Below are 19,739 nucleotides of genomic sequence, written 5' to 3' on the forward strand. Positions count from 1 at the left end.
GACGCGGCGACTCGCTGCCCCGCCACCTAAAACCCTGGGCCGCCCACCGGCCGATCCCGCCGATCACCGACCCTCAAGATCTCCGGCTGTAGTACCAGCAGCGTGCCCCAACCTGTCACCCGAACCTGCACCAGACCCCAACGCTATGACCTGCACAAACAGGGCGCGGGGGCCAATCTTCGGCTGCCTGCGTGACTACCTCGCACTTGGCGAACGACTCCCGCTCGGGATCGCACAGGGAGCGCAGAGGGGGACTTCGAGCGAATCGAGCGGTTCGTGACTCGGCATTTCAGGAGAAGCGGACGCGGAGTGGGGCTTCCTACGCTGGCGGCGGTCCGGTGTGGGCCACTCCGTGATGGAGAGGATTACGAGGAGGAGCACAGGTGAACCACGAATCAGGCATGCTTCAGATGCCTGGAATGGGACTGAATGTGTCGGCGGTCGACACCGCGGGTGCCACTCTCTTCATCGCTTGGGCCCTAGCGATGTGGATCGCCGTCGCCGTACTCGCCTACGCGAACCGGGGACCCGTGAAGCCGTGGCTGTACAAGACCGCGGTCGGGCTCGTCGGCCTCGGGGTGATCGGGCAGTTCGGGCACTTCCAGGAGCACGTGGCACAGGCCGGCTACTGGATTGCCCACCCGAACTCGCCGGCCTGGATGACTCCATGGGCCAACAGCCTCGCGCGGGGCATGGGGCAGGTGGACATGACCAAGCCCTCGCTCGGCATGGAGATTCTGCACCTGACGGGCAACTTCATCTTCCTCGCCGGGCTGGTCGGCATCGTGCAGATCACCCGTAGGGTGACCGGTCCTCTCATGTCACGCAAGTGGGCCAGAATGGGCGTGTGGATGCAGGGCCTCCACGGCCTGGAGCACGTGGTGCTGACGGTGTCCGTCGCGCTGGGCGCGAGCCGCGCGATCGGCCTGTCGACCTGGTTCGGCGCCATCGATCCAGGTCCGGCCCTGGTCACGTACCGCGTCTGGTGGCACTTCGTCGCCAACCTCGTCGGCACCGCCATCCTCGCCGTTTCCCTCTATCACCTCTGGAAGGAAAGGCACGCGGTCAAGGAAGCCTACGAGCTGCCCGGGACCGGGGTGGAGACCAGGTCCGGGGCCGATGGCGGTGCCGCGGCTTCGCCGCGCCCGTCCGGGGAGGACGCCACTACCCGCGAAAACCAACTCGTGGACCGTTCGTAGGGTGGAGGGGAGGCGCGTGGCGACTGTCCAGGGGAACGGCACCACCGCGCGTCGCTCCGCCCCTCCCGGTACGGGCCCGCCCATGAGCCCGTACCGCTGCCGGAGCGTCGCACGGGCGTGCCCCACACGTCCGCTACGCCCTCGGCACATGAACCCCATGAGTTTCTGATCAATAACTGACAGTGACCACGCGGGCGACCGCCCATTGCGGTGGCGGGGGTTGAGGGAGGCATCTGCCCACACCCCTCGCGGACCTCCCGTGCGGTCAGTGTTCGCTGGTGGCGATGTAGGTGCCGTGCCAGGTGTGGTCCCATACGGCGCCGGTGGAGGCGTTGACGGACAGCATGCCGGTGATCTTCCCGGAGCGCAGGGTGTGCAGGGTGTAGTAGCCGGGGAACGCGTCGGCCTCGCCGGCGGTCAGGCCGGTCTCCCGGTCGTTCAGCCACCGCTGGGCACGGTTGCGGGCCTGGTCGGGGGAGATCCGGGTCTGCTCCTTGCCCTGGTCGCGGTGGTGCATGCCGTAATCGGTGTTCCACATCATCGCCGGTCCGTACTCGATCCCGGTGTCACCGTCGGCCGGGTCGACGAGGATCTCGGTGGCCAATGCCCCGGACGGGGTCGTCAGCTCGGCATAGAAGTTCTTCGAGAACTGCATGACCTCGCCGACACGCAGCCCGAGCCGACCGGCGAAGGCGTCGGCCCGTGCACGGGCCTGGTCCAGAGTCGTCACCGGGGTGCCGTCGCCGCGCTGCCAGTACTGCCCGCCCATCATGCCGGGACCCCACGTACAGTCATCGTGGCCCATCATGCCCGGCATCATGCCGGGCACCCACGCGTCCCAGTCGTCCCAGTCGTCGCCCGACGTGCCCGACCGCCAGCAATCACCGCCGGAGGAGCTCGGCGTGGCGGCCGAACGCGAGGAGGCACCGCTGGAGGTGGCGGCATCCGCCGCGCATCCGCCTGCCAGCGCGCCGGCCAGCGCGAGGGCGGCCAGCGCGGCGGCGGTCCGCCTGCTCCTGCCGGACATGATCATCACCTTCCCGAGCCGTTCCCGTCACGACCGCACGGCCCCTCGGTCGCGGATTCCGACGACTCCAGCCTCACTCGGGTACGGGGAAGTGTCCCAGAGGCCGTCCGGCCCCTTCTGGATCCGACCGGGCCCTCTTGCCGCGTACCGGCCGTCGGGACCTTCTGCGCACCGGCTCCGGGGCCGGTGCGCCGGAAACCCATGCCGACGCTTTCGCACGGGCGGTAGGCCCGGAACAACGCGCTCGAAGCCGCTGGTGAGGGCGTGCTCGTGGGAACGTCAACGATCACGTGTGCCGGGCGGTACCCCTGGACCAGGGCCTGGAGTGCGAGAGGGGCAGCGGCGCGCTGGGGGACGTCGAAGTCGTGGTGAAGTCCGACGCGGAGGGTGCCCTCGTCCATGCGACGGCTCACGGTCATGAAGTCCTCCGATCTCTGCGTCATCCGTGGTTCCCGCCCGGTCACGCCGGGTGCGGTGGGGCGGACCAGCGGATCGGTCCGCCCCCGGAGCGCTGCTCCCGGTGCGCGCGGGACCACCTGGAGAGGCGCTCAGGCTTTGCCCCGGACTCGCACCCTGCGCGGAGGTTCGCAGACCACACCGAGATGCGGCCCATGCCCACGGGGCCGCCCGGCAGGCGCGAGCCAGGAGGAGGCCGCCGAGGCCATCGGCGTCGCGATCCTCATGGACGCCGGCCCGGGCACGGTCCACGGCCCGCGGGCCTTCGCCGCGTTCCGGGAGTTCCACGCGAAGGCGAACCAGTGACCCCTTCCGCCGCGCACGTCGGCCCGGCTGCACGGGATGCTGCCGGACATCATGGTGCCCACCCGCGAGACGGCGGGACCGCCGCCCTCGGCCTGGCCGCCGGCACCTCAGCGGCCTGGCCCCCTCCGGTCCTTCGACAGTGACCTCTTCACCATGCGGCTGTCACTCGGCTACCCCGCACTGGCCCTGAGACGACGGCGGTACTGACGGCCGCCGCGCTCTCCCGACTCCCCGCCACACGCGCCGTACGCCGCCCGGGCATCGCCCGAGTGATATGGGAACGCGGCAATGACGGTGGGGGGTACGAGCGGGACACCAGGCCCTGTGTGCCGGCGACCGCCAGTCCGCTCGTGCGGACCGGGCATCCACGCGTTCGTGTCCCGCCCAGGCGCGTTCCGGATCGAGCCCGCGCGGCCTCGGCAGCGGCACCTTCACAGCCGAGCCGTCATCCCCGCGGAAAAGGGAAGTGGCGCGACCAGGTGACGAGCCAGTGAGACCATGACATGGCAGGACGGGCAGAAGGGGTCGGTCATGGCGGACCTGGACTACGCGGCACTGTTCGCGGCGACACCGAGCCCGTATCTGGTGCTGGGCTCCGACCTGGTGATCGCGGAGGTGAACCGGGCTTATCTGGAGGCAACCGGCCGGACCCGGGAGGAGCTGCTGGGGCGGTACCTCTTCGACGCCTTCCCGGACAACCCGGCCGATCCCGATGCCGACGGGGTCCGCAACCTGAACGCCTCCCTGCACCGTGTCCTTCTCTCTCGCGAGCCGGACACGATGGCCCTGCAGAAGTACGACATCCCCGTCACCAACCGGCCCGGCACCTTCGAGGAGCGCTGGTGGTCGCCGATCAACACACCGATCCTCGCCCTGGACGGCACCGTGGAGTGGATCATCCACCGGGTCGAGGACGTGACCGCCTTCATCCAGTCGCGGGCCTCCGGCGATCGGACGTCGCCCACCGGGCAGCTGACCGAGCGGGAGGCCCTGGAGGCCGAGCTGTACGCGCGGGCTCGCGAGCTGCAGCGCCTCAACGAGGAGCTGCGGCAGTCCCACGCACGCGAGCGTCAGGTCGCCGTCACCCTGCAGGAGGCCATGCTGCAGGCACCCGACCTGGCCCGCCACGACGACGTCGCGGTGCGCTATCTGCCGGCCACCGGGTCCCTGAACGTGTGCGGGGACTGGTACGACATGGTGGATCTGCCGGACGGCCGCTTCGCGGTCGCGGTGGGTGACGTCGTCGGCCACGGTCTGGAGGCCGCCGCTGTCATGGGCATGCTGCGCAGCGCGCTGAGCGCGGCCATCCGTGCCCTGGAGCGGCCCGCCCAGGCACTGGAGGTCCTGGGCCTGTACGCCCGCTCGGTCGAGGGGGCGCTGAACACAACCGTCGCAAAGGCGATGGTGGACCCCCGCAGCCGCCTGATCATCTACAGCAACGCGGGGCACCCTCCTCCGGCCCTGGCGCACGCGGACGGCAGCTGCGAGCTGCTGGACCAGGCCGTCGACCCGCCCCTGGGCGCCCGGCCCCAGCATGTGCCCCGCCCCCAGGCAGTACAGCCCTATCGCCCCGGCGACACCCTCGTGCTCTACACCGATGGGCTGATCGAACGCCGCGGCGAGGACATCGACGTGGGCCTGACCCGCCTGGCCGAGTCCCTGGGACGGCACAGCTCCCACGGCCCGCAGCGCCTGGCCGACGCCCTGCTGGCCGACCTCGGCGTGGCGAGCGGCGCACGAGACGACATCGCCCTGGTCGTCGTCCGGCTGTGAACCGCCAAGGGGCACAGGGGGCCGTCACGAGCGAGGCGTCGAGGCCACCACGAGCGAGGCGCCGAGGCCACCGGAAAGCGCGCCACAGGCCGCTCCACCGCGCGGCCGGCCCGGTCTCTCGCCTCGTCACCGGGACGCGTGCTGCCGGTGGTCGCTCAAAACTGCCGCAGGGTCGGGGGGACACCTGACCCGGCTTGCTGAGAGGCGGCCTGGAAGGACACCGCAGTGCCCATGCATTGTGCCGGAAGGAGTTCCGCGAGGGCGCCGTGCGGATCGCACGCGACCGCGAGCGACGGATCAACGGTCTCAGTGGCGTTCGACCGTGAGGTCGAGGAAGTGGGCGGAGCAGGAGATGCACGGGTCGTGGTTGCGGACGGCGCGTTCGCAGAGCAGGCGCAGCTCGTCGTCGTCGAGGTCGTCGAGCCCGGTGCGGGTGTCGAGACGGGCCTGTACGACGGAACGGAGGTGCTCTTCGATCGCGTCCTGGTTCTGGGCGGTGGGCGGGATGAGGGAGGCGCCGGTGATGGTGCCGTCGGCGGTCAGGCCGTAGCGGTGGTAGAGCAGGCCTCGCGGGGCTTCGGTGGCGCCTCGGCCGATCCCGGCGCGGGGTGGCACGGGCACGGCCGGGGCGGGTGGTGGCTCGTAGGCGTCGATCAGGCGCAGCGCCTCATCCAGTGCGTAGACCACCTCCACGGCGCGCACGAGGATGCTGCGGAAGGGGTTGCGGCAGACGACGCCCGCACGGGGGTCGCCCAGCCCGGCGGTGTGCGCTGCCTGGAGGGCGAGGGGAGACAACCAGCGCCCGCTGACGGCGTACCGGGCCAAGCAGCCGGTCAGGTGCAGATGACCGTCGAGGGAGGAGTACAGAGCGGTGGAGTGCGGAAGCCGTCGTTCGACGACGTGGTGTTCGAAGTCGCGGAGGTGGAAGGTCCGGGTGGGCAAGGCGCGGGTGCTGTCCGGGGTGAGGCCGGCAGAGCCCGGGGCGGGCATGACCGTGGGTGTCCCGCCGTCGATGGCGTAGCGGCCGGGCTCGGCCAGCGCCAACAGCTGCGCGTCGCAGCCGGCGTCGGGGAAGTCGAAACCGGCCACCCACTCCACGGTGCGCAGGGCGTCCTCCCGTGCCCGGCGCAGGCGTTCGGCCAGCGGCGCGAGGTCGGCCCGGGCGGGGGTGCGGTGAAAGCCGCCGAGGCGGACGTTGATCGGGTGGATGGCGCGCCCACCGAGCAGTTCGACGATGGTGTTGCCCGCCTGCTTGATCCGGAGGCCGCGCTCGACGTCGGCGCGGTGGCGGCGGGCCATGGTGATGGCGTCGGGGTAGCCGAGGAAGTCGGGGGCGTGGAGGAGGTGGATGTGCAGCGTCTGGCTCTCGATCCACTCCCCGCAGTACAGCAGCCGCCGCAGTCCGGCGAGCGGGCCGGTGACCGTCACCCCGCAGGCGTCCTCCACGGCTTTGCACGCGCTCATCTGGTAGGCCACCGGGCAGATGCCGCAGACGCGGGCGGTGATGTCCGGCGGTTCGGTATGGGCGCGACCGCGCAGGAACGCCTCGAAGAAACGCGGGGGTTCATAGATCTGCAGCCGCGCGGCGGTGATGCGCCCTTGGTCCACGCGGAGGTGGAGCGCGCCCTCGCCCTCGACACGGGAGAGCCCGCCGACATGGACGACTCTGGCGCCTCGGTGCGTCACCGCTCCTCCTGGGACCGCTCGGCGGCGTCCCGGCTGGTCTGTTCCAGCGCGGTGGAGGCTTCGGCGAACTCGGGCGCTGCGGCGTTGAAGGTCCGCAGCACCCGCACCACGTCGGTGTCCGTCATGCCGTCCCGGCGCAGCAGTGGGATGAAGGCGGGGAGGTTGGTGGAACCGGAGGGGCCGAAGCAGCCGTAGCAGCCGCGCCCGTAGGACGGGCACAGGGCGCCGCACCCGTCGTGGGTGACCGGCCCCAGGCACGGTACGCCTTTCGCGACGGGCAGGCAGACCGTGCCGCGGCGCTTGCAGGAGAAGCACACGGAGTGGTCGGGGATGTCGGGACGGCGGCCGGTCAGGAAGGCGGTGATGACCTCCAGCAGCTGGCCGCGGTCGATGGGGCAACCGCGCAGTTCGAAGTCGACCGGCACGTTGAGGGAGATGGCGGTGGACTCGTCGAGGGTGTCGATGTAGTCGGGGCTGGCGTAGACGGTTGCGCGGAACTCGGCGACGTCGGCGAAGTTCCGCAGCGCCTGGATCCCCCCGGCGGTCGCGCAGGCGCCGATGGTGACCAGGTGACGGGAGACGGCCCTGATGTGCTGGATGCGTGCGGCGTCCGCCGGGGTGGTGACGGAGCCTTCGACCAGGGAGAGGTCGTACGGGCCCGGGCCGGCGGTGCTGGTGGCTTCCGGGAAGTAGGAGATCTCCAGCTGCTCGGAGAGCGGCAGCAGCTCGTCCTCGCAGTCCAGGAGGGTCAGCTGGCAGCCGTCGCAGGAGGCGAACTTCCATACGGCCAGGGTCGGTCCGTGGTCGGCCCGGCGCTGGGTTCGGGGGCCGGGGTCGCGGTTGTCGGTGGTCATGGCTCTCACAGCTCCCGGACGGCGAGAAGGGGTTCGGCCTGGTCCCAGGTGGCGGCGGGACCGTCCCGGCACAGCAGCAGCGGGCCGAGCTGGCACTGGCCGCAGTGTCCGGTGCCGCAGCGCATGGTGCGTTCCAGGGAGAGGAAGGTGTGCGCGGTAGGAACGCCGCGATGGGCGAGGTCCCGGGCGGTGACGCGCATCATCACCTCCGGGCCGCACAGATAGGCGGTGGTGCGCTCGGGGTGGAACGGCACGCGGTCCAGGAGCGTGGTGACGACCCCCACCTCACCGGTCCAGTGCTCGTCCGGGCGGTCCACGGTGACGGCCACCCGGGCCTGCTCGCTCCAGAGGTGGTACTGGTGGCGGTAGATCAGGTCGGCGGGGGTGCGTGCGCCGATGAGGAGTGTGATGCCGGTGTGGCGGCGCCGGTCAGCGAGTGCCGCCTGCAGCAGTGGGCGCAGCGGGGCCAGTCCGAGACCGCCCGCGATCAGCAGCAGGTCCCGTCCGCGGGCCGCTGCCAGGTCCCAGGGGATCCCGAACGGACCGCGTACTCCCACCTGCTGTCCGGGCTGCAGATCGTGCAGTGCCCGGGTGACCGGCCCGACGGCCCGGACGGTGTGCGTCAGGCCGGCCCCGGAGTGAGGCGTGCCGGCCAGGGAGAGGGGGACCTCGCCGCGGGGGAAGGCGTAGACCATCGCGAACTGGCCGGGGAGGAAAGGCGGCAGCGCCGCCTCGATCGGCCTCAGGACGAGGGTCGCGGTGTCCGCCGTCTCCTGTTCGCGGTGCAGCACTTCATGGATCCGCGGAAGGGTCACCGCCCGCCTCCGTGGGGCGGTCCGTAGAGGTCGAGGAGCCGGACCCGGGTCGCCTTCAGACGCTGTCCCGTCACCGCGGCGACGGCGCGCGCCATGGCGTATCCGAAGCCGGTGTCCTGCTCGCAGGCGGCGCGCACGGAGGCCGCGTCGAACTCCTCTGCGGTCACGGAGGTGAGGGTGCGGGCGCCCAGGTGCCAGCGGTAGGGCTCGAAGAGCCAGGACCACCCCAGCAGGTCGCCCGGACCGAGCGTCTCGATGACGGGCACGGGAAGGCCGGGGGCCTGGATGTCGAGCGCCACCGAGCCCCGGGACAGGATCCAGAAGCGGTCCGCGTCTTCGCCCTCGTCGAAGACCCGGTGCCCGGGCGGGAACGACACGGGTCGGGCCAGGGCGTGCAGCCGCTCGCGTTGACCGGGGGTCAGGCCCGCCGTGAAGCCGGTCATGGTGGTCACGGGTGCCCCTCCCCCTCTGACGTCCCCTCCCCGTCCGCCTCGACCTGCGTGCCCGCGGCGCGCTCGGCGTGCAGGGCGTGGGTCTCCTCGGTGATGTCGATGCCGACCGGGCACCACACGATGCACCGGCCGCAGCCCACACAGCCGGACGTGTCGAACTGGTCGTGCCAGGTGCCGATCTTGTGGGTGAGCCACTGCCGATAGCGACTGCGCCCGCTCTGCCGGACGGATCCGCCGTGCAGATGGGTGAAGTCCAGGTCGTAGCACACGTCCCAGCGCCGCCAGCGCTCGGCGTGGTCGCCGGTGAGGTCGGTGACGTCCTCGGTGGTGGTGCAGTAGCACGTCGGGCAGACCATGGTGCAGTTGCCGCAGGTCAGGCATCGGGCCGCGACGTCGTTCCAGCGCTCGGCCTCGCGCGTGTCGCGCATCAGGTCGCGCAGATCCACTTCGGGCATGGTCCGCCCCATGCGCCCGGCCGCCCGGCTGACCGCGTCCCGGGCCGCGTCGGCCGTGGATGCGTCTGCGGGCAGGCGGGGAAGCTCCGCGAGCACCTCGGCGCCCGCCTCGCTGCCGGCGCGCGCCCAGAAGCGGTGCCCGCGCTCGTCGTCCACCTCCGTCAGCGCCAGGTCGTACGAGCCGTGTGCGGCCGGGCCGGTGCCCATGGAGACGCAGAAGCAGGTGGCACCCGGCTCGACGCACTCGACCACGACCAGGAACGCTCCGGTGCGCCGCCGCCGGTAGACGTCGTCGGTGTGCGGACCGCCCATCAGCACGCGGTCCTGAGTGGCGATGGCGGCCAGGTCGCAGGGGCGCACGCCCAGGAACGCGTAGGCCGGCGGCCGGTCCGTCTCCTCGGTCACCGTCACCGTGCCGTCCGGGCCGTGCTCGGCGCTCCACTGCCGTACTCGCTCCGGATGGAGGTAGTGCTTCCACGACTGCGGGCCAGCGCTGTGGGAGAAGGCCATCCGGTCGGCGCGGCGCCGCAGCCGGTAGCTGCCGGCCTCCAGCTCCACGCCCCACCCGTAGGGCAGTTCGCGGGCGGAGGTGAGCTCGGACAGCACGATGGCGTCGTCACGTACCGTGGGGCCCACGACGGTGCGCCCGCGCCGGACGAGCGCGGCTACCAGCTCTTCCAGTCCTTCGGTGTCGATGACCGCTGCGTCGACCGTCATGGCAGGGGCTCCCCCGGCTCGTCCTCCACGCCGCCCATCGTGTCCGGCACCGCGAGGGTGCGCTGCGCCTCGGCCTCGTTGACCTGGGTGACGGCGAAGACCACGGGGATGGTCACGTGGTCCCCGACACCCGCTTCCGGGGCGTACTCCAGACACGCGTCCCGGCACACGCCGCCGAAATCAACGGTCGCCATGCACACGTCCACCTCGTCCCGGACGTCAATCACGCGTCCTGGGATGCAAAGACACACGCCGCGGCCTCCTTTCCCTCGTGTCCCCGCGCGAGCCGGGCGGCCACCACCACGGCCAGGCCCACGTTGATGCCGCCGTCGTCGACGGGCACCGCACTGCCCACCAGCACCTCCAGCTGGACCTCGTCGGCCGGCCGTGAAGGCGTCCACACCCCCGCATGCCGCGTCGGGTGTCCGCCACGACGTCCGGGGCCCTCAGCGGGTGCAGGCCAGCGGCTCGGCGTGGAAGCACCGGTCCGCGGGGTCCGCGCACTCCGCCGCGCAGGCCGTGCAAAGGGCGGAGGCGCCCATCGTGGTGTCTGCGCGGCCGTACGGGAGGTCGGTGATGACGGTGGCCCGCGGGCCGCACGCGGTGCAGTCGATGAAGGCGAAGCGGTAGCGGCGATCGCCCGGGGTGAACGACTCGCGCAGGCAGTCGGCGCAGGGCGCCGCGTCCGCCGGGACCTGGCGCACCGGCCCGGCCGCCTTTCCCGCCGTGCTCTCCAGCAGGGCGAAGCCCGAGCCGGGGGCGGTGGTGCGGTGGTGTCGAGGCCGGCCGCGGTGAGCGTGCCGACGGTGGCCGTGGGCGGGGCCTGATCCCGGCAGCGGGTCAGGAACGCCTCCGGCGCATCCCGCGGCCCGGCCACCGCGACCACATGGCCGTCGGCGCTGCGCACCCAGCCGTCCAGACCGAGCGCGTTGGCCGTGCGGTGGACGAACGGCCGGAAGCCCACGCCCCGGACGGTGCCGGAGATCTCGACGCGCCACGCCTGCCTCGCCCCGCTCATGTCGACGGTCCCTTCAGGACACCACGGTGGCGAAGGATCTCTCGCCGTACGCGGTCGGCCACCGACGCGACGGCGGCCTGGACCGGCGCGGAGAGGCCACGGCCGACCGAGGCGTCCTCCCCTTCGACCGCGAAGACGACCAGCCGCTGCGGCAGCCAACCCAGGACGCGGGCCAGTTCCACGGCCTCGCCCAGGCCCATGCCGTGTGAACTGGCCGCTGCCGACGCGGCCAGTTCCCCTTGCGTCACCTCCAGCCGGTGCACCCGGCCGGGGCATCCGGGATGGGCGTGCGCGGCATCGACGACGATGCCGAGCGTCGCGCCCTGCCACATCCCGATCAGCCGCCCCGGGTCACCATCGGAGAAGGCGAGTTCCACCCCGGTCAGATCGGGTGCCCGGGGGGCCGGCTCGGCGAGGCGGTCCACCACGACCCACCCCACGCCGTCGTCGCGGCGGAACTCATTGCCCACGCCGATGACCACCGTCCGCCCTGCGCCGTCCATCCCGCCAGTCTTCCCAGGGGCACCGCCCACGGCGGAGACGACGCGCCCCGCCGCCACCCGTTCGGCCCCGGCTCCCGCCCCGCCTGCACGCAGCGGCGTGGCCGACACCCGTCAGGACGGTGGCCGTCCCGCGTCGTGGCGGCGGCCGGGCCTCCGCGTGCGCTTCCCCACGGCATTCCGTGCGTGTCGGTGCTCGCTGGTGGCGATGCGGGTGCCGTACCGGACGTGGTCCCATGCGGCGCCGGTCGAGGCCTTGGCCGACAGCGTGCCGGTGATCTTTCCGGAACACAGGGTGTGCAAGGTGTGGTGGCCCGGGAACCCATCGGCCTCACCGACGGGCAGGCCACCGCCCCGGTGAGGCTTGAGCCTGCTGGTCCCGCGCTCGACGGCATGGCGGGACTTGCGGCAACCAGGGTTGCCGACTGCCGAGGACACCGCACGGTACTCACCGCTCCGGACCGGTTCAGGTACGCCCGCGGTGGGTCCACAGCGGTTCGACGACGGCCCACTCGCTCTCCCATGCGTCCAGGGCGGCGGCCTCGGCGCGCCGCAGGCGCAGGCCGACCACGCCGGCGGCGGTCAGGGCGAGCGCCCCGGCGATGAACGTACCTCCGACGGCGGCGGCGAGCTGTCCCTCGACCGTGCTGCGTGGGGCACGGGTGACCGCTCCCGCGTCGTCGACCCAGATCGTCAGCGTGGTGCCTTCGGCGGTACGCGACTGGACGGCGACCTTGCCCGTGCGCGGTGTGCCGTCGGGGGCGTGCCAGGAGGCATCGACGAGCACGGGGGGTGTGCCGTCGCGAGCCGACGTCGCTGCACCGGTGGCGCGGGCAAGGGTGGTCGCGGTGGTCTCGTGGCGGTGGGCGGCCTCGTCGTGGGCGGTTCGTGCCGCGTCGCTCCACATGCGGGCACCCGCGATCACGCCGCAGATCAAGGCAATGAGCACCGCGAGGGCGAGGCCGACGTGCCAGCGGGTCCGGGTCCGGTCGCAGGGACGGCGCAGGGGATTGACGTCCGGATCGGCAGGGCCGCCGTTCCGACCGTCGTGCGAGGGTCGCTGCGGCTGCCCGGGAGGCGGTGTCGGTCCGTCACGCATGGCGGGCCTCCAGGTGGGACGGCCCGCGCCGGGTCCGCACGGGCTCAGCGCGGTGTGATGGTGTCGACCCCGCGGGGTGGCTTCGGGATCCGGCAGGGGTTCACGCTGTGGATTCCGCCTCGCCCGATCCCCCTGCACGGGTCACGGGAACGGTGTGGGAGCGGCTCTCTTGAGGCTGGCGGATGGAGACGCTGACGGTGAGGATGCCGTCGGTGTACTCGGCCTTGACGTCTTCGGGGTCGATCGTCTCCGGCAGGCGCACCGCGCGCTCGAAGGAGCCGTAGCGGAACTCGGAGTGGTCCTTCGTCTCGTTGCTCTCCTCGTGCTCTGCGCTGACCGTGAGCACGTCGCCGTCCACCGTGATGGTGATGTCCTTGTCGGGGTCCACGCCGGGCAGCTCCGCCTTCAGCACGTACCGTCCCTCCCCGCTCGTCACCTCGATCGGGATGGCGTGCCGGCCGAAGGCCGTGCGCCACATCGGGAAGCGGGGAAGGTCGCCGAACCAGTCCCTGACGTCGGGGAACTCGGGGAAGCGGCTGCGGCGGCGTTCCATGTCCGTTGACATGATCGTTCGCTCCTTACGTCGTGGCTCGACCTGTCACCGCCACCCTGGCACCCACGGGTGTGCCGTCCGAGTGCCGGACGGTCCCGTAACAGGGCCGAAGGGGCACTGCTTCCAGGGACCTACCGGCCCTCCGGCGCACAGCTGCGATGCCCCGGGGCTCCCGAGCCGGGTCACATCGCGGCCCGCATGCGCGGTCGGAGGATCTGGGGTACTCCTCGAAAGAGAGGAAGGGGCGTCCTTCGGTACTCAGAAGCCGACGCCCGTGCGCCTTCGCCTGCGGCGTCGTACGAGAGGGAGACACGTGCCATGGAGCCAGTCGTCACGGTCGGCCTCGACGGCTCGGCCGAGAGCATGGCCGCCGCCCACTGGGCCGCGGACGAGGCCGAGCGGCGCAAGGTGACGCTGCGCCTGGTGCACGCCTGGCCCATGCTCGCGCCGGAGCCGGTCCGCGCCGCGTCGGAGATCGATCAGAACTACTGGGCGAAGCGCCTCGTGCACAAGGCGCAGGCAGAACTCCAGGCCCGCCACCCGGACCTCGTGATCGTCGGCAACCTGATCTCAGACGACGCACAGGGCGCGCTGGTGAAGGCGGCATCCCAGGCCGAGCTGACCGTGCTGGGGTCGCGCGGCCTGACGTCCGCCGAGAGCTACTTCCTCGGCTCTGTCAGCATGGCCGTCGTGGCCCGGGCCACGCGGCCCGTGGTCCTGGTCCGCCCCGAGCCCCGCGAAGGGGACACGTCGCCCGCCCCCGGCGGCGTCTTGGTCGCGCTGAAGCTGCACGGCCCCTGCGACGACCTGCTCGCCTTCGCCTTCGAGGCCGCCGCAGGCCGCGACGTGCCCCTCCGGGTCGTCCACGGCCGAAGTCTGCCGCTCCATGCGCACACTCCGTGGGGCGCGGATCACCAGGTCACCAAGGAGATCGCGGAGGAGGCGCGAAAGCAGCTGGACCAGGTCCTGCTTCCCTGGCGCGAAAAGTTCCCCGACGTGGAGCCGGTCAGCGCCGTCCGACTGGAGAGCCCGGCCGAGGCCGTCGTGCGCGCCGCAGGGGGTGCCGAACTGCTGGTCGTCGGACGGCGCAAGCACCGGCCCCCGCTCGCACCCCGCCTCGGTCCCGTGGCCCATGCCGCCCTGCACCACGCGCGCTGCCCTGTCGCCGTCGTCCCCCATGACTGAGCCGACCCCGTTGAACGAGCTGATCGCGACAGCGCGCCAGGAGCACACTGCCGCCCTCCGGCCTGCCGCGGTCCTCGACACCGGCGCGCTCCCGCGGGCGGAGGTGCGCGAGACCCACACCGCGGTCGTGTTCTTCGTCGGCGACCGCGCCTACAAGCTGAAGAAGTCGATCGACCTGACGTTCCTGGACTACAGCACCGTGGAGGCACGGCGTGCCGCGTGCGAGCGGGAAGTCGCCCTCAACCGCCGCTTCGCCCCGGACGTCTACCTGGGCGTGGGCGAGATCCGCGTCCCGGACGCAGAGGCGCCCGAGCCGCTCGTGGCGATGCGCCGCATGCCCGCCGAGCGACGCCTGTCCCGGCTCGTACGAGAAGGCGCGGTCGTCGACGGTGCCCTGCGGGCCGTCGCCCGGCTGCTCGCCACCCGCCACGCGAGCGCGCCCCGCACTCCGGACGTGGACGCGCAGGGCACCCGGGACGCCCTGTCCGCGCGCTGGGAGGCGAGCTTCGCGCAGGTGCGCGAGATGGTCGGGGAAGGCCGCGTGCTGGAGGACGTGGCGGAGATCGAGCGGCTGGTCCGCCGCTATCTCGCCGGCCGTGAGCCGTTGTTCGACATGCGCATCGAGCAGGGCCGCATCGTCGACGGGCACGGCGACCTGCTCGCCGAGGACGTCTTCTGCCTCGACGACGGCCCCCGGGTGCTGGACTGTCTGGAGTTCGACGACCACCTGCGCTACGTCGACGGCCTGGATGACGCAGCCTTCCTCGCCATGGACCTGGAGCAGCTCGGCGCCCCGGATCTGGCGGCGTTCTTCCTCGCCCGTTACGGCGAGTACTCCGGCGATCCCGCGCCGCCGTCCCTGCGGCACCATTACGTCGCCTACCGCGCCTTCGTCCGCGCCAAGGTCTCCCTCATCCAAGCCCGCCAGGGCACGCCCGACGCCGATCTCACCGCACGACGACTGATCACCACGACCTTGCGGCATCTGCGCACCTCCTCCGTCGGCCTCACCCTCGTGGGTGGACTTCCCGGCAGCGGAAAATCCACCCTCTCCGGCGCACTCGCCGACCGGCTGGGCGTCACGCTCCTCAGCAGCGACCGCCTCCGCAAGGAACTCGCCGGCATCCCGGCGGAGCAGTCCGCTGCGGCCCCCTACGGCGAGGGCCTGTACACGCCCGAGTGGACCGCCACGACCTACGCCGCCCTGCTCAAGCGCGCATCCGCCCTGCTGTCCCGCGGTGAGTCCGTCGTCCTGGACGCCAGCTGGTCGAACAGCACACAGCGCGAAGCCGCCCGGCACGTCGCCGAACGCACCAGCGCCGACCTCGTAGCCCTGCACTGCCAGGTCCCGGACGAGACGACCGCGGCCCGCCTGCAGGGCCGCACCGCCGGACCGTCCGATGCCGACCTCGACGTGGCCACCGCCATGGCGGCGAGGGAGCCGCCGTGGGCGGAAGCCGTCGCGATCGACACCAGCGGTCCCCTGGAGGCCTCGGTCTCCCGGGCACTGGCAGCCGTACGCCCGCACGACACCGGCCGGCCGGTCTTCCGCCGCCCCTACATGGACCCCGACTAGCAGCAGAAGACACCACCGCGCGCGACCCCGACCAGGCCCACACACGACCCACCCCACCGAACGGGCGAGCCCGCTCCCCCGTTCCCCTCCGCACCCCACGAAAGGAGACCTGATGTCCGAGAACATCACCCCGAACGAGCACGAGAGGTTGCGCGTCCTGGAGACCCAGGTGCAGGCCCTGGCACAGGCGGTCAGAGCGCTGGCCGAAGGGCTGGAGGAGATCCCCTCGGAGGACGTCGAGCGGGAGAAGCAGGCGGCACGCGGCGCCCGACTGGCGCACGAACTGCTGCTGGCCCAGGGACTGTAAGGGCTTGTCGATGAGGGTTACCGAGGCGATGAGCCATCCGGCCGTGTCCGTGCCCGTGGGTACACCGCTGCGGCAAGTCGCCCGCGAGATGGCCGAGTACGGGGTCGGTTCCGTGATCGTCACCGAGGGCGGCGCACTCCGCGGCATCGTCACCGACCGCGACCTCGCCCTGGCCGCTCTCGCCAGGGGCATCGACGCGAACGAGGCGATCGACTCGGTGATGACCTCACCCGTGATCACGGTGAACATCGCCGACGACATCCACACGGCCTACCGGACCTTCCGCACGGGCGGTGTCCGGCGCCTGCCCGTCCTTGAGGATCACCGAGTCGTCGGCGTCCTCACCGTGGACGACATGCTCATCGACGTCTTCCAACGATTGGCCGACCTCCTGGGGCCGGTCGCCTGGAGCGTGCTCGAGGAACCACCCGGGCCGCCCGATGCGAACGCCCGTTCACGCGGGGCCTGACCGCGCCCGGCTGTTTCATCCCTTGACGCCCCCGAGCGGTGCTACCGGCGACGCCGGGCATCGTACGAGGCCGTGCCCATGGTGCCGGGCAGCGGCACGGAAGTTCCTCACCCGCTACGGCGCGCAGATGCTGGTGGAGATCGCCCGCCTCTGGACCCCACTCCCGGATGCGGCCCGCCATCGGCTTATGGAAAGCGTCGGTCTGAGGACGACGGAGCCGGACCACGGTGGAGTTCTTCCCGCACGCTCTGGAAGCCGATATCGCCGACGTCCAGGGCGGGCACCACAGCCGAGAACATCCACCTGGCAGCCGTGGCCGGCGGCGTCGACCTGCTCCAGCGCTGCTCATCCGGACCCAAGACCGGAGGAAACCAGTTGCTGCTCACCCCCTACCGGCCCAAGACCCTCGGCACACCGGAACGCTCCGTCCGCCATGCAGGTGGCCCGGCGCTGTCCGAGCATGGAGAGCAGGTTCGTGTCCCCGTCCGTGAAGGTGAGTGCGATGACGCAAGGTCGCGTCCAGGAGGCGGTCCACCGAACGCGGACGGGCACGACCGCCTGGACACCGCGATGAACACGCTCGGGACACCGGACCCCGCCGTGGCCAAGAGCGGCGAAAGCTCAAGGGGCCCGGAGGGTGCTGCTGCTGGGCCGTCCGTCCTCACCCTGACGCTGAACCCCACCGTCGATCTCGCCTGGGAGGTCGAGCACCTGAAGGCCGTCGGCAAGAACCGTGCCCGGGTGAGGTCGGTGGCCGCCGGGGGCGGGGGGATCAACGTCGCCCGTGGTGTCGTACGGCTCAGGGGACGGGCCACCGCCATCCACACCGCCGGAGGCGAGGCCGGCCTGCGCCTGAACCGGCTGCTGAACGAAGAAGGCGTCGACCACGTCGCCGTCGACATCGAGGACGAGACCCGCGAAGCACTCGTGCTGTTCGAGACCGAGAGGCGTCACAGCTACCACATCGTGCCGCCCGGCCCGCGACTGAACGCACACGAAGGGCTGCGGTGCCTGGACGCGCTGGAGCGAGCCGCCGGCGGCCACCCGTACGTCGTGGCCAGCGGCAGCCTGCCCCACGGCCTGTCCCCCGACTTCTACGCGCTCGTCGCCCGCCGCATCAGGAAAGCCGGGTCCCGGCTGATCCTGGACACCTCCGGGCCGGCACTCAGTGGAGCGCTCACGGAAGGTGTCTTCCTCCTCCGCTGCAACCGGACAGAGGCCGCGAGTCTGACCGGCCGGGACGTCTGTAGCCTCGACGACGCCCGGGCCGTCAACGAGCACCTGCTCACCACAGGAGCTGCCGAAGTCGCCGTCACCACGGTGGGAGCGCTGGGTGCGGTGTGCTCGACCGGCCACGGCCACACCGAACTGCACGCACCACCGCTGCCCGGCAAGCCGTTGAGCGATGCCGGCGCGGGAGACGGCATGGTGGCCGCCATCGCCGCACGGCTGACCGCAGGCGACGATCCCGTCAGCGCCAGCACCCTGGGGGTGGCCGTGGCCGCCGCGGCAATGCTCACCCCCAGCACCGAGCCCTTCGACCCAGAAGTGGCCCGATCGCTCAGCCCCGAGGTGCGGACCAGGTTTCACGCCCGCCCATGACATTGCCGTGGCCGCCGCGCGTATTTCCGATGGGCCCCTCCGGAGTGTCCGGCTACGGACCGTCGGCCGGGGCCCGGGGAGGAGTAGGAGACGGGCCCGCCGGCCTGAAGGTCGACGGGCCCGAAGCGTCAGGCCAGCGAGCGCAGTTGGTCCAGTTCGCCACTGATCGCATCCCGCAGCGCGTCATGCTGCGGACCGAGCCTGGACTTCTCGTCGCTCCACCGTTCACGTGGATGGAGCCACACCGGCTTGCCCACCACATCGGCCGGCTCCCATTCGAACCGCGGCCAGACATGCGCGTGCAGGAACGGGTCCGTGTTCCCCAGGATCTCCAGGTTGACCCGCCGGAAGGCCGGGTCCAGCCGCCGACAGACGCGTTCGACCGCTTCGCCGAGTTGGTCCATGTCAGACAGGAACGACAGCCGCTTCGTCCTCGGCAGGTCCGACAGCCGCTGCACATCCGGCTCGTCCACGAGCAGAACGGAGTAGCCAGGCAGGAACTGAACGTCCCCGATCACGGCGAACCCCGACGTCAGCCGACGCAGCACGGTCGGATTCTCTCCCCTCAGCGCAGTCCCGATCCGGTCCATCCGCCAGTCACCAGTCATGGCCAAAACCTACATTCCGGTGATCAAAGACCACTCTTCGATCCCATCCTCACATCGGCCATACGGATGCGGTGGCCGGCTTCCTGATCGCCGCGCCCGGGCCCGGCGAAGACCGCCGGGCCCTCTGGGAACGGCTGCGGCTGCACCGCCGGCTGACCGGCCCGGTCCCCGGCCCGTGGGGGACACATCTGCTGATGCTCGGTATCCGCACGTTCCATCCGCGGACGCGTCGGATACCGACCACGGCCATGACACTGGCCGCGTACTTCGACGGACATCCGCTGGTCAGCCGGGCCGCCTAGCCAGGCCTGTCCGGCGACCCGGGGCACCAAATCGCCACCCGGCAGATGACCGGCGGCTCAGCGGGATGCTGTCGCTGCACGTCGCCGGGGAGTGGCAGCGGTCCCTGCGCGCGGCCGAGCACTACGAACTGTTCATCCGTGCAACGTCCTTGGACGGAGTGGAAAGCCTGATCGAACACCGCTACACCTTTGAGGGACCGGGCAGCACCTCTCCGATGGGCATGCTGCGCCTGTCCATCGGCCCGGAGGACCCGACCGACCTCGTGGCCGACCTGGAGCAGGCATTGGAACGCGCCGCTAAGGACGAACTTTGAGCCCTGACACCACCAACGCCGGCAGCAACGGCACCACCGCCACGGCGTCACCCCCGGCCGGCTCCGGGGGGCCACCGAAACAATCCGGCCACCAGGAAGGCCGCCGCGGGCTGCTGCGCGACATGTCGCTGTCCGCGGTCCTCGCCGGGTTCGTGGCCGTGGTCGTCTCGTACTCCGGACCGCTGGTCATCGTCCTCGCCGCGGCCTCGGCCGGGCATCTGGACACCGCACAGACCGGCTCCTGGGTATGGGCCATCTCCATGGGCAGCGGCCTGACCTGCATCGGGCTCAGCCTGCGGACCAAGATGCCGGTCATCACCGCCTTCTCCACACCGGGCGCGGCACTGCTGGTCACCAGCCTGGGCACCTACTGAGCTGTACTGAGATTTGTGGAGTCCCTGATGCCAGGGTTACGGTCCTGGCGAAGGAGATCCACCAGCACCATGGCAGCACCCCGTAAATATCC

Annotated in this window: 23 protein-coding genes and 1 pseudogene; 10 read left to right on the plus strand and 14 right to left on the minus strand. The window is 71.6% G+C overall.

What is annotated here, in order from left to right; genetic code table 11:
* The first annotated feature begins 410 nt into the window (after positions 1-410).
* The gene (locus ACFW2Y_RS25635; RefSeq protein ID WP_384883717.1) at positions 411-1,199 is read left to right on the plus strand and encodes a DUF6008 family protein; all 789 of its coding nucleotides are present in this window, start codon (positions 411-413) and stop codon (positions 1,197-1,199) included.
* 265 nt (positions 1,200-1,464) lie between these two features.
* Here ACFW2Y_RS25635 and ACFW2Y_RS25640 read toward each other — a convergent pair whose 3' ends face one another.
* Positions 1,465-2,226: a hypothetical protein gene (locus ACFW2Y_RS25640; RefSeq protein WP_384883665.1), complete on the minus strand. Its 762-nt coding sequence runs from the start codon at positions 2,224-2,226 to the stop codon at positions 1,465-1,467.
* Between the two features lie 1,260 nt (positions 2,227-3,486).
* Here ACFW2Y_RS25640 and ACFW2Y_RS25645 point away from each other — a divergent pair.
* Positions 3,487-4,761, plus strand: coding sequence for a PP2C family protein-serine/threonine phosphatase (locus ACFW2Y_RS25645; protein ID WP_384883668.1), 1,275 nt, complete (start codon positions 3,487-3,489; stop codon positions 4,759-4,761).
* Between the two features lie 306 nt (positions 4,762-5,067).
* Here ACFW2Y_RS25645 and ACFW2Y_RS25650 read toward each other — a convergent pair whose 3' ends face one another.
* From ACFW2Y_RS25650 to ACFW2Y_RS25705, 12 genes and pseudogenes are all read right to left on the minus strand, one after another.
* A complete protein-coding gene (locus ACFW2Y_RS25650; RefSeq protein WP_384883671.1) occupies positions 5,068-6,447 on the minus strand; it encodes a Ni/Fe hydrogenase subunit alpha in 1,380 nt (459 codons plus the stop codon).
* Positions 6,444-7,301: an oxidoreductase gene (locus tag ACFW2Y_RS25655; protein ID WP_384883674.1), complete on the minus strand. Its 858-nt coding sequence runs from the start codon at positions 7,299-7,301 to the stop codon at positions 6,444-6,446. Before ACFW2Y_RS25655 ends, ACFW2Y_RS25650 begins: the two co-directional genes overlap by 4 nt.
* Positions 7,302-7,306: 5 nt before the next feature.
* On the minus strand, positions 7,307-8,116 hold the full coding sequence (locus ACFW2Y_RS25660) for an FAD/NAD(P)-binding protein (RefSeq protein ID WP_384883677.1): 810 nt from the start codon (positions 8,114-8,116) through the stop codon (positions 7,307-7,309).
* Entirely contained in the window at positions 8,113-8,559 is a 447-nt protein-coding gene (locus ACFW2Y_RS25665; RefSeq protein WP_384883720.1) for a cyclic nucleotide-binding domain-containing protein, read from the minus strand. Before ACFW2Y_RS25665 ends, ACFW2Y_RS25660 begins: the two co-directional genes overlap by 4 nt.
* Positions 8,560-8,564: 5 nt before the next feature.
* Positions 8,565-9,740, minus strand: coding sequence for a 4Fe-4S dicluster domain-containing protein (locus ACFW2Y_RS25670; RefSeq protein ID WP_384883680.1), 1,176 nt, complete (start codon positions 9,738-9,740; stop codon positions 8,565-8,567).
* Complete coding sequence (locus tag ACFW2Y_RS25675) at positions 9,737-9,934, minus strand: HypC/HybG/HupF family hydrogenase formation chaperone (RefSeq protein ID WP_384883683.1); 198 nt, start codon at positions 9,932-9,934, stop codon at positions 9,737-9,739. The genes ACFW2Y_RS25670 and ACFW2Y_RS25675 overlap by 4 nt, the downstream gene beginning before the upstream one ends.
* 29 nt (positions 9,935-9,963) lie before the next feature.
* The gene (locus ACFW2Y_RS25680) at positions 9,964-10,143 is read right to left on the minus strand and encodes a hypothetical protein (RefSeq protein ID WP_384883725.1); all 180 of its coding nucleotides are present in this window, start codon (positions 10,141-10,143) and stop codon (positions 9,964-9,966) included.
* 43 nt (positions 10,144-10,186) lie between these two features.
* A complete protein-coding gene (locus ACFW2Y_RS25685) occupies positions 10,187-10,444 on the minus strand; it encodes a hypothetical protein (RefSeq protein ID WP_384883685.1) in 258 nt (85 codons plus the stop codon).
* A gap of 140 nt (positions 10,445-10,584) precedes the next feature.
* A pseudogene (locus tag ACFW2Y_RS25690) lies at positions 10,585-10,758 on the minus strand (acylphosphatase); the annotation flags it as partial.
* On the minus strand, positions 10,755-11,261 hold the full coding sequence (locus ACFW2Y_RS25695; protein ID WP_384883688.1) for a hydrogenase maturation protease: 507 nt from the start codon (positions 11,259-11,261) through the stop codon (positions 10,755-10,757). The pseudogene ACFW2Y_RS25690 and the gene ACFW2Y_RS25695, both read right to left, overlap by 4 nt.
* Before the next feature lie 463 nt (positions 11,262-11,724).
* Entirely contained in the window at positions 11,725-12,357 is a 633-nt protein-coding gene (locus ACFW2Y_RS25700) for a hypothetical protein (RefSeq protein WP_384883691.1), read from the minus strand.
* 100 nt (positions 12,358-12,457) lie between these two features.
* The gene (locus ACFW2Y_RS25705; RefSeq protein WP_384883694.1) at positions 12,458-12,922 is read right to left on the minus strand and encodes an Hsp20/alpha crystallin family protein; all 465 of its coding nucleotides are present in this window, start codon (positions 12,920-12,922) and stop codon (positions 12,458-12,460) included.
* A 306-nt stretch (positions 12,923-13,228) separates the two neighbouring features.
* Here ACFW2Y_RS25705 and ACFW2Y_RS25710 point away from each other — a divergent pair, with 306 nt between their 5' ends.
* The 5 genes from ACFW2Y_RS25710 to ACFW2Y_RS25730 all read left to right on the plus strand — a co-directional run bounded on the left by ACFW2Y_RS25710 (position 13,229) and on the right by ACFW2Y_RS25730 (position 18,049).
* Entirely contained in the window at positions 13,229-14,095 is an 867-nt protein-coding gene (locus tag ACFW2Y_RS25710) for a universal stress protein (RefSeq protein WP_384883696.1), read from the plus strand.
* A 103-nt stretch (positions 14,096-14,198) separates the two neighbouring features.
* The gene (locus ACFW2Y_RS25715; protein ID WP_384883722.1) at positions 14,199-15,671 is read left to right on the plus strand and encodes an AAA family ATPase; all 1,473 of its coding nucleotides are present in this window, start codon (positions 14,199-14,201) and stop codon (positions 15,669-15,671) included.
* A 112-nt stretch (positions 15,672-15,783) separates the two neighbouring features.
* A complete protein-coding gene (locus ACFW2Y_RS25720; RefSeq protein WP_384883698.1) occupies positions 15,784-15,978 on the plus strand; it encodes a hypothetical protein in 195 nt (64 codons plus the stop codon).
* Between the two features lie 10 nt (positions 15,979-15,988).
* Positions 15,989-16,447, plus strand: coding sequence for a cyclic nucleotide-binding/CBS domain-containing protein (locus ACFW2Y_RS25725; protein ID WP_384883701.1), 459 nt, complete (start codon positions 15,989-15,991; stop codon positions 16,445-16,447).
* A 570-nt stretch (positions 16,448-17,017) separates the two neighbouring features.
* A complete protein-coding gene (locus ACFW2Y_RS25730) occupies positions 17,018-18,049 on the plus strand; it encodes a 1-phosphofructokinase family hexose kinase (protein ID WP_384883703.1) in 1,032 nt (343 codons plus the stop codon).
* 128 nt (positions 18,050-18,177) lie between these two features.
* On the opposite strand, the gene ACFW2Y_RS25735 is transcribed toward ACFW2Y_RS25730, so the two are convergent.
* Positions 18,178-18,657: a diadenosine tetraphosphate hydrolase gene (locus ACFW2Y_RS25735; protein WP_384883706.1), complete on the minus strand. Its 480-nt coding sequence runs from the start codon at positions 18,655-18,657 to the stop codon at positions 18,178-18,180.
* Between the two features lie 71 nt (positions 18,658-18,728).
* On the opposite strand from ACFW2Y_RS25735, the gene ACFW2Y_RS25740 reads away from it, so the two are divergent.
* The 3 genes from ACFW2Y_RS25740 (at position 18,729) to ACFW2Y_RS25750 (ending at position 19,647) form a co-directional block, all read left to right on the plus strand.
* The gene (locus tag ACFW2Y_RS25740; protein WP_384883709.1) at positions 18,729-18,959 is read left to right on the plus strand and encodes a PLP-dependent transferase; all 231 of its coding nucleotides are present in this window, start codon (positions 18,729-18,731) and stop codon (positions 18,957-18,959) included.
* A 65-nt stretch (positions 18,960-19,024) separates the two neighbouring features.
* Positions 19,025-19,273 carry a PLP-dependent transferase gene (locus ACFW2Y_RS25745; protein ID WP_384883712.1) on the plus strand — a complete coding sequence of 83 codons (249 nt, stop codon included), beginning with the start codon at positions 19,025-19,027 and terminating at the stop codon, positions 19,271-19,273.
* A complete protein-coding gene (locus ACFW2Y_RS25750) occupies positions 19,270-19,647 on the plus strand; it encodes a benzoate/H(+) symporter BenE family transporter (RefSeq protein ID WP_384883714.1) in 378 nt (125 codons plus the stop codon). The genes ACFW2Y_RS25745 and ACFW2Y_RS25750 overlap by 4 nt, the downstream gene beginning before the upstream one ends.
* The last annotated feature ends 92 nt before the right edge of the window (positions 19,648-19,739 follow it).

It is taken from the genome of Streptomyces sp. NPDC058877, assembly GCF_042742855.1.
Classification (GTDB): domain Bacteria; phylum Actinomycetota; class Actinomycetes; order Streptomycetales; family Streptomycetaceae; genus Streptomyces.

Bases quoted from the DNA above. Each gene is read 5' to 3' on its own strand.
- ACFW2Y_RS25635 (WP_384883717.1), top strand. From the start codon at position 411: ATGCCTGGAATGGGACTGAATGTGTCGGCGGTCGACACCGCGGGTGCC.
- ACFW2Y_RS25640 (WP_384883665.1), bottom strand. From the start codon at position 2,226: ATGTCCGGCAGGAGCAGGCGGACCGCCGCCGCGCTGGCCGCCCTCGCG.
- ACFW2Y_RS25645 (WP_384883668.1), top strand. From the start codon at position 3,487: ATGACATGGCAGGACGGGCAGAAGGGGTCGGTCATGGCGGACCTGGAC.
- ACFW2Y_RS25655 (WP_384883674.1), bottom strand. From the start codon at position 7,301: ATGACCACCGACAACCGCGACCCCGGCCCCCGAACCCAGCGCCGGGCC.
- ACFW2Y_RS25665 (WP_384883720.1), bottom strand. From the start codon at position 8,559: ATGACCGGCTTCACGGCGGGCCTGACCCCCGGTCAACGCGAGCGGCTG.
- ACFW2Y_RS25670 (WP_384883680.1), bottom strand. From the start codon at position 9,740: ATGACGGTCGACGCAGCGGTCATCGACACCGAAGGACTGGAAGAGCTG.
- ACFW2Y_RS25675 (WP_384883683.1), bottom strand. From the start codon at position 9,934: ATGGCGACCGTTGATTTCGGCGGCGTGTGCCGGGACGCGTGTCTGGAG.
- ACFW2Y_RS25695 (WP_384883688.1), bottom strand. From the start codon at position 11,261: ATGGACGGCGCAGGGCGGACGGTGGTCATCGGCGTGGGCAATGAGTTC.
- ACFW2Y_RS25700 (WP_384883691.1), bottom strand. From the start codon at position 12,357: ATGCGTGACGGACCGACACCGCCTCCCGGGCAGCCGCAGCGACCCTCG.
- ACFW2Y_RS25705 (WP_384883694.1), bottom strand. From the start codon at position 12,922: ATGTCAACGGACATGGAACGCCGCCGCAGCCGCTTCCCCGAGTTCCCC.
- ACFW2Y_RS25710 (WP_384883696.1), top strand. From the start codon at position 13,229: ATGGAGCCAGTCGTCACGGTCGGCCTCGACGGCTCGGCCGAGAGCATG.
- ACFW2Y_RS25720 (WP_384883698.1), top strand. From the start codon at position 15,784: ATGTCCGAGAACATCACCCCGAACGAGCACGAGAGGTTGCGCGTCCTG.
- ACFW2Y_RS25725 (WP_384883701.1), top strand. From the start codon at position 15,989: ATGAGGGTTACCGAGGCGATGAGCCATCCGGCCGTGTCCGTGCCCGTG.
- ACFW2Y_RS25730 (WP_384883703.1), top strand. From the start codon at position 17,018: ATGAACACGCTCGGGACACCGGACCCCGCCGTGGCCAAGAGCGGCGAA.
- ACFW2Y_RS25735 (WP_384883706.1), bottom strand. From the start codon at position 18,657: ATGACTGGTGACTGGCGGATGGACCGGATCGGGACTGCGCTGAGGGGA.
- ACFW2Y_RS25745 (WP_384883712.1), top strand. From the start codon at position 19,025: ATGCTGTCGCTGCACGTCGCCGGGGAGTGGCAGCGGTCCCTGCGCGCG.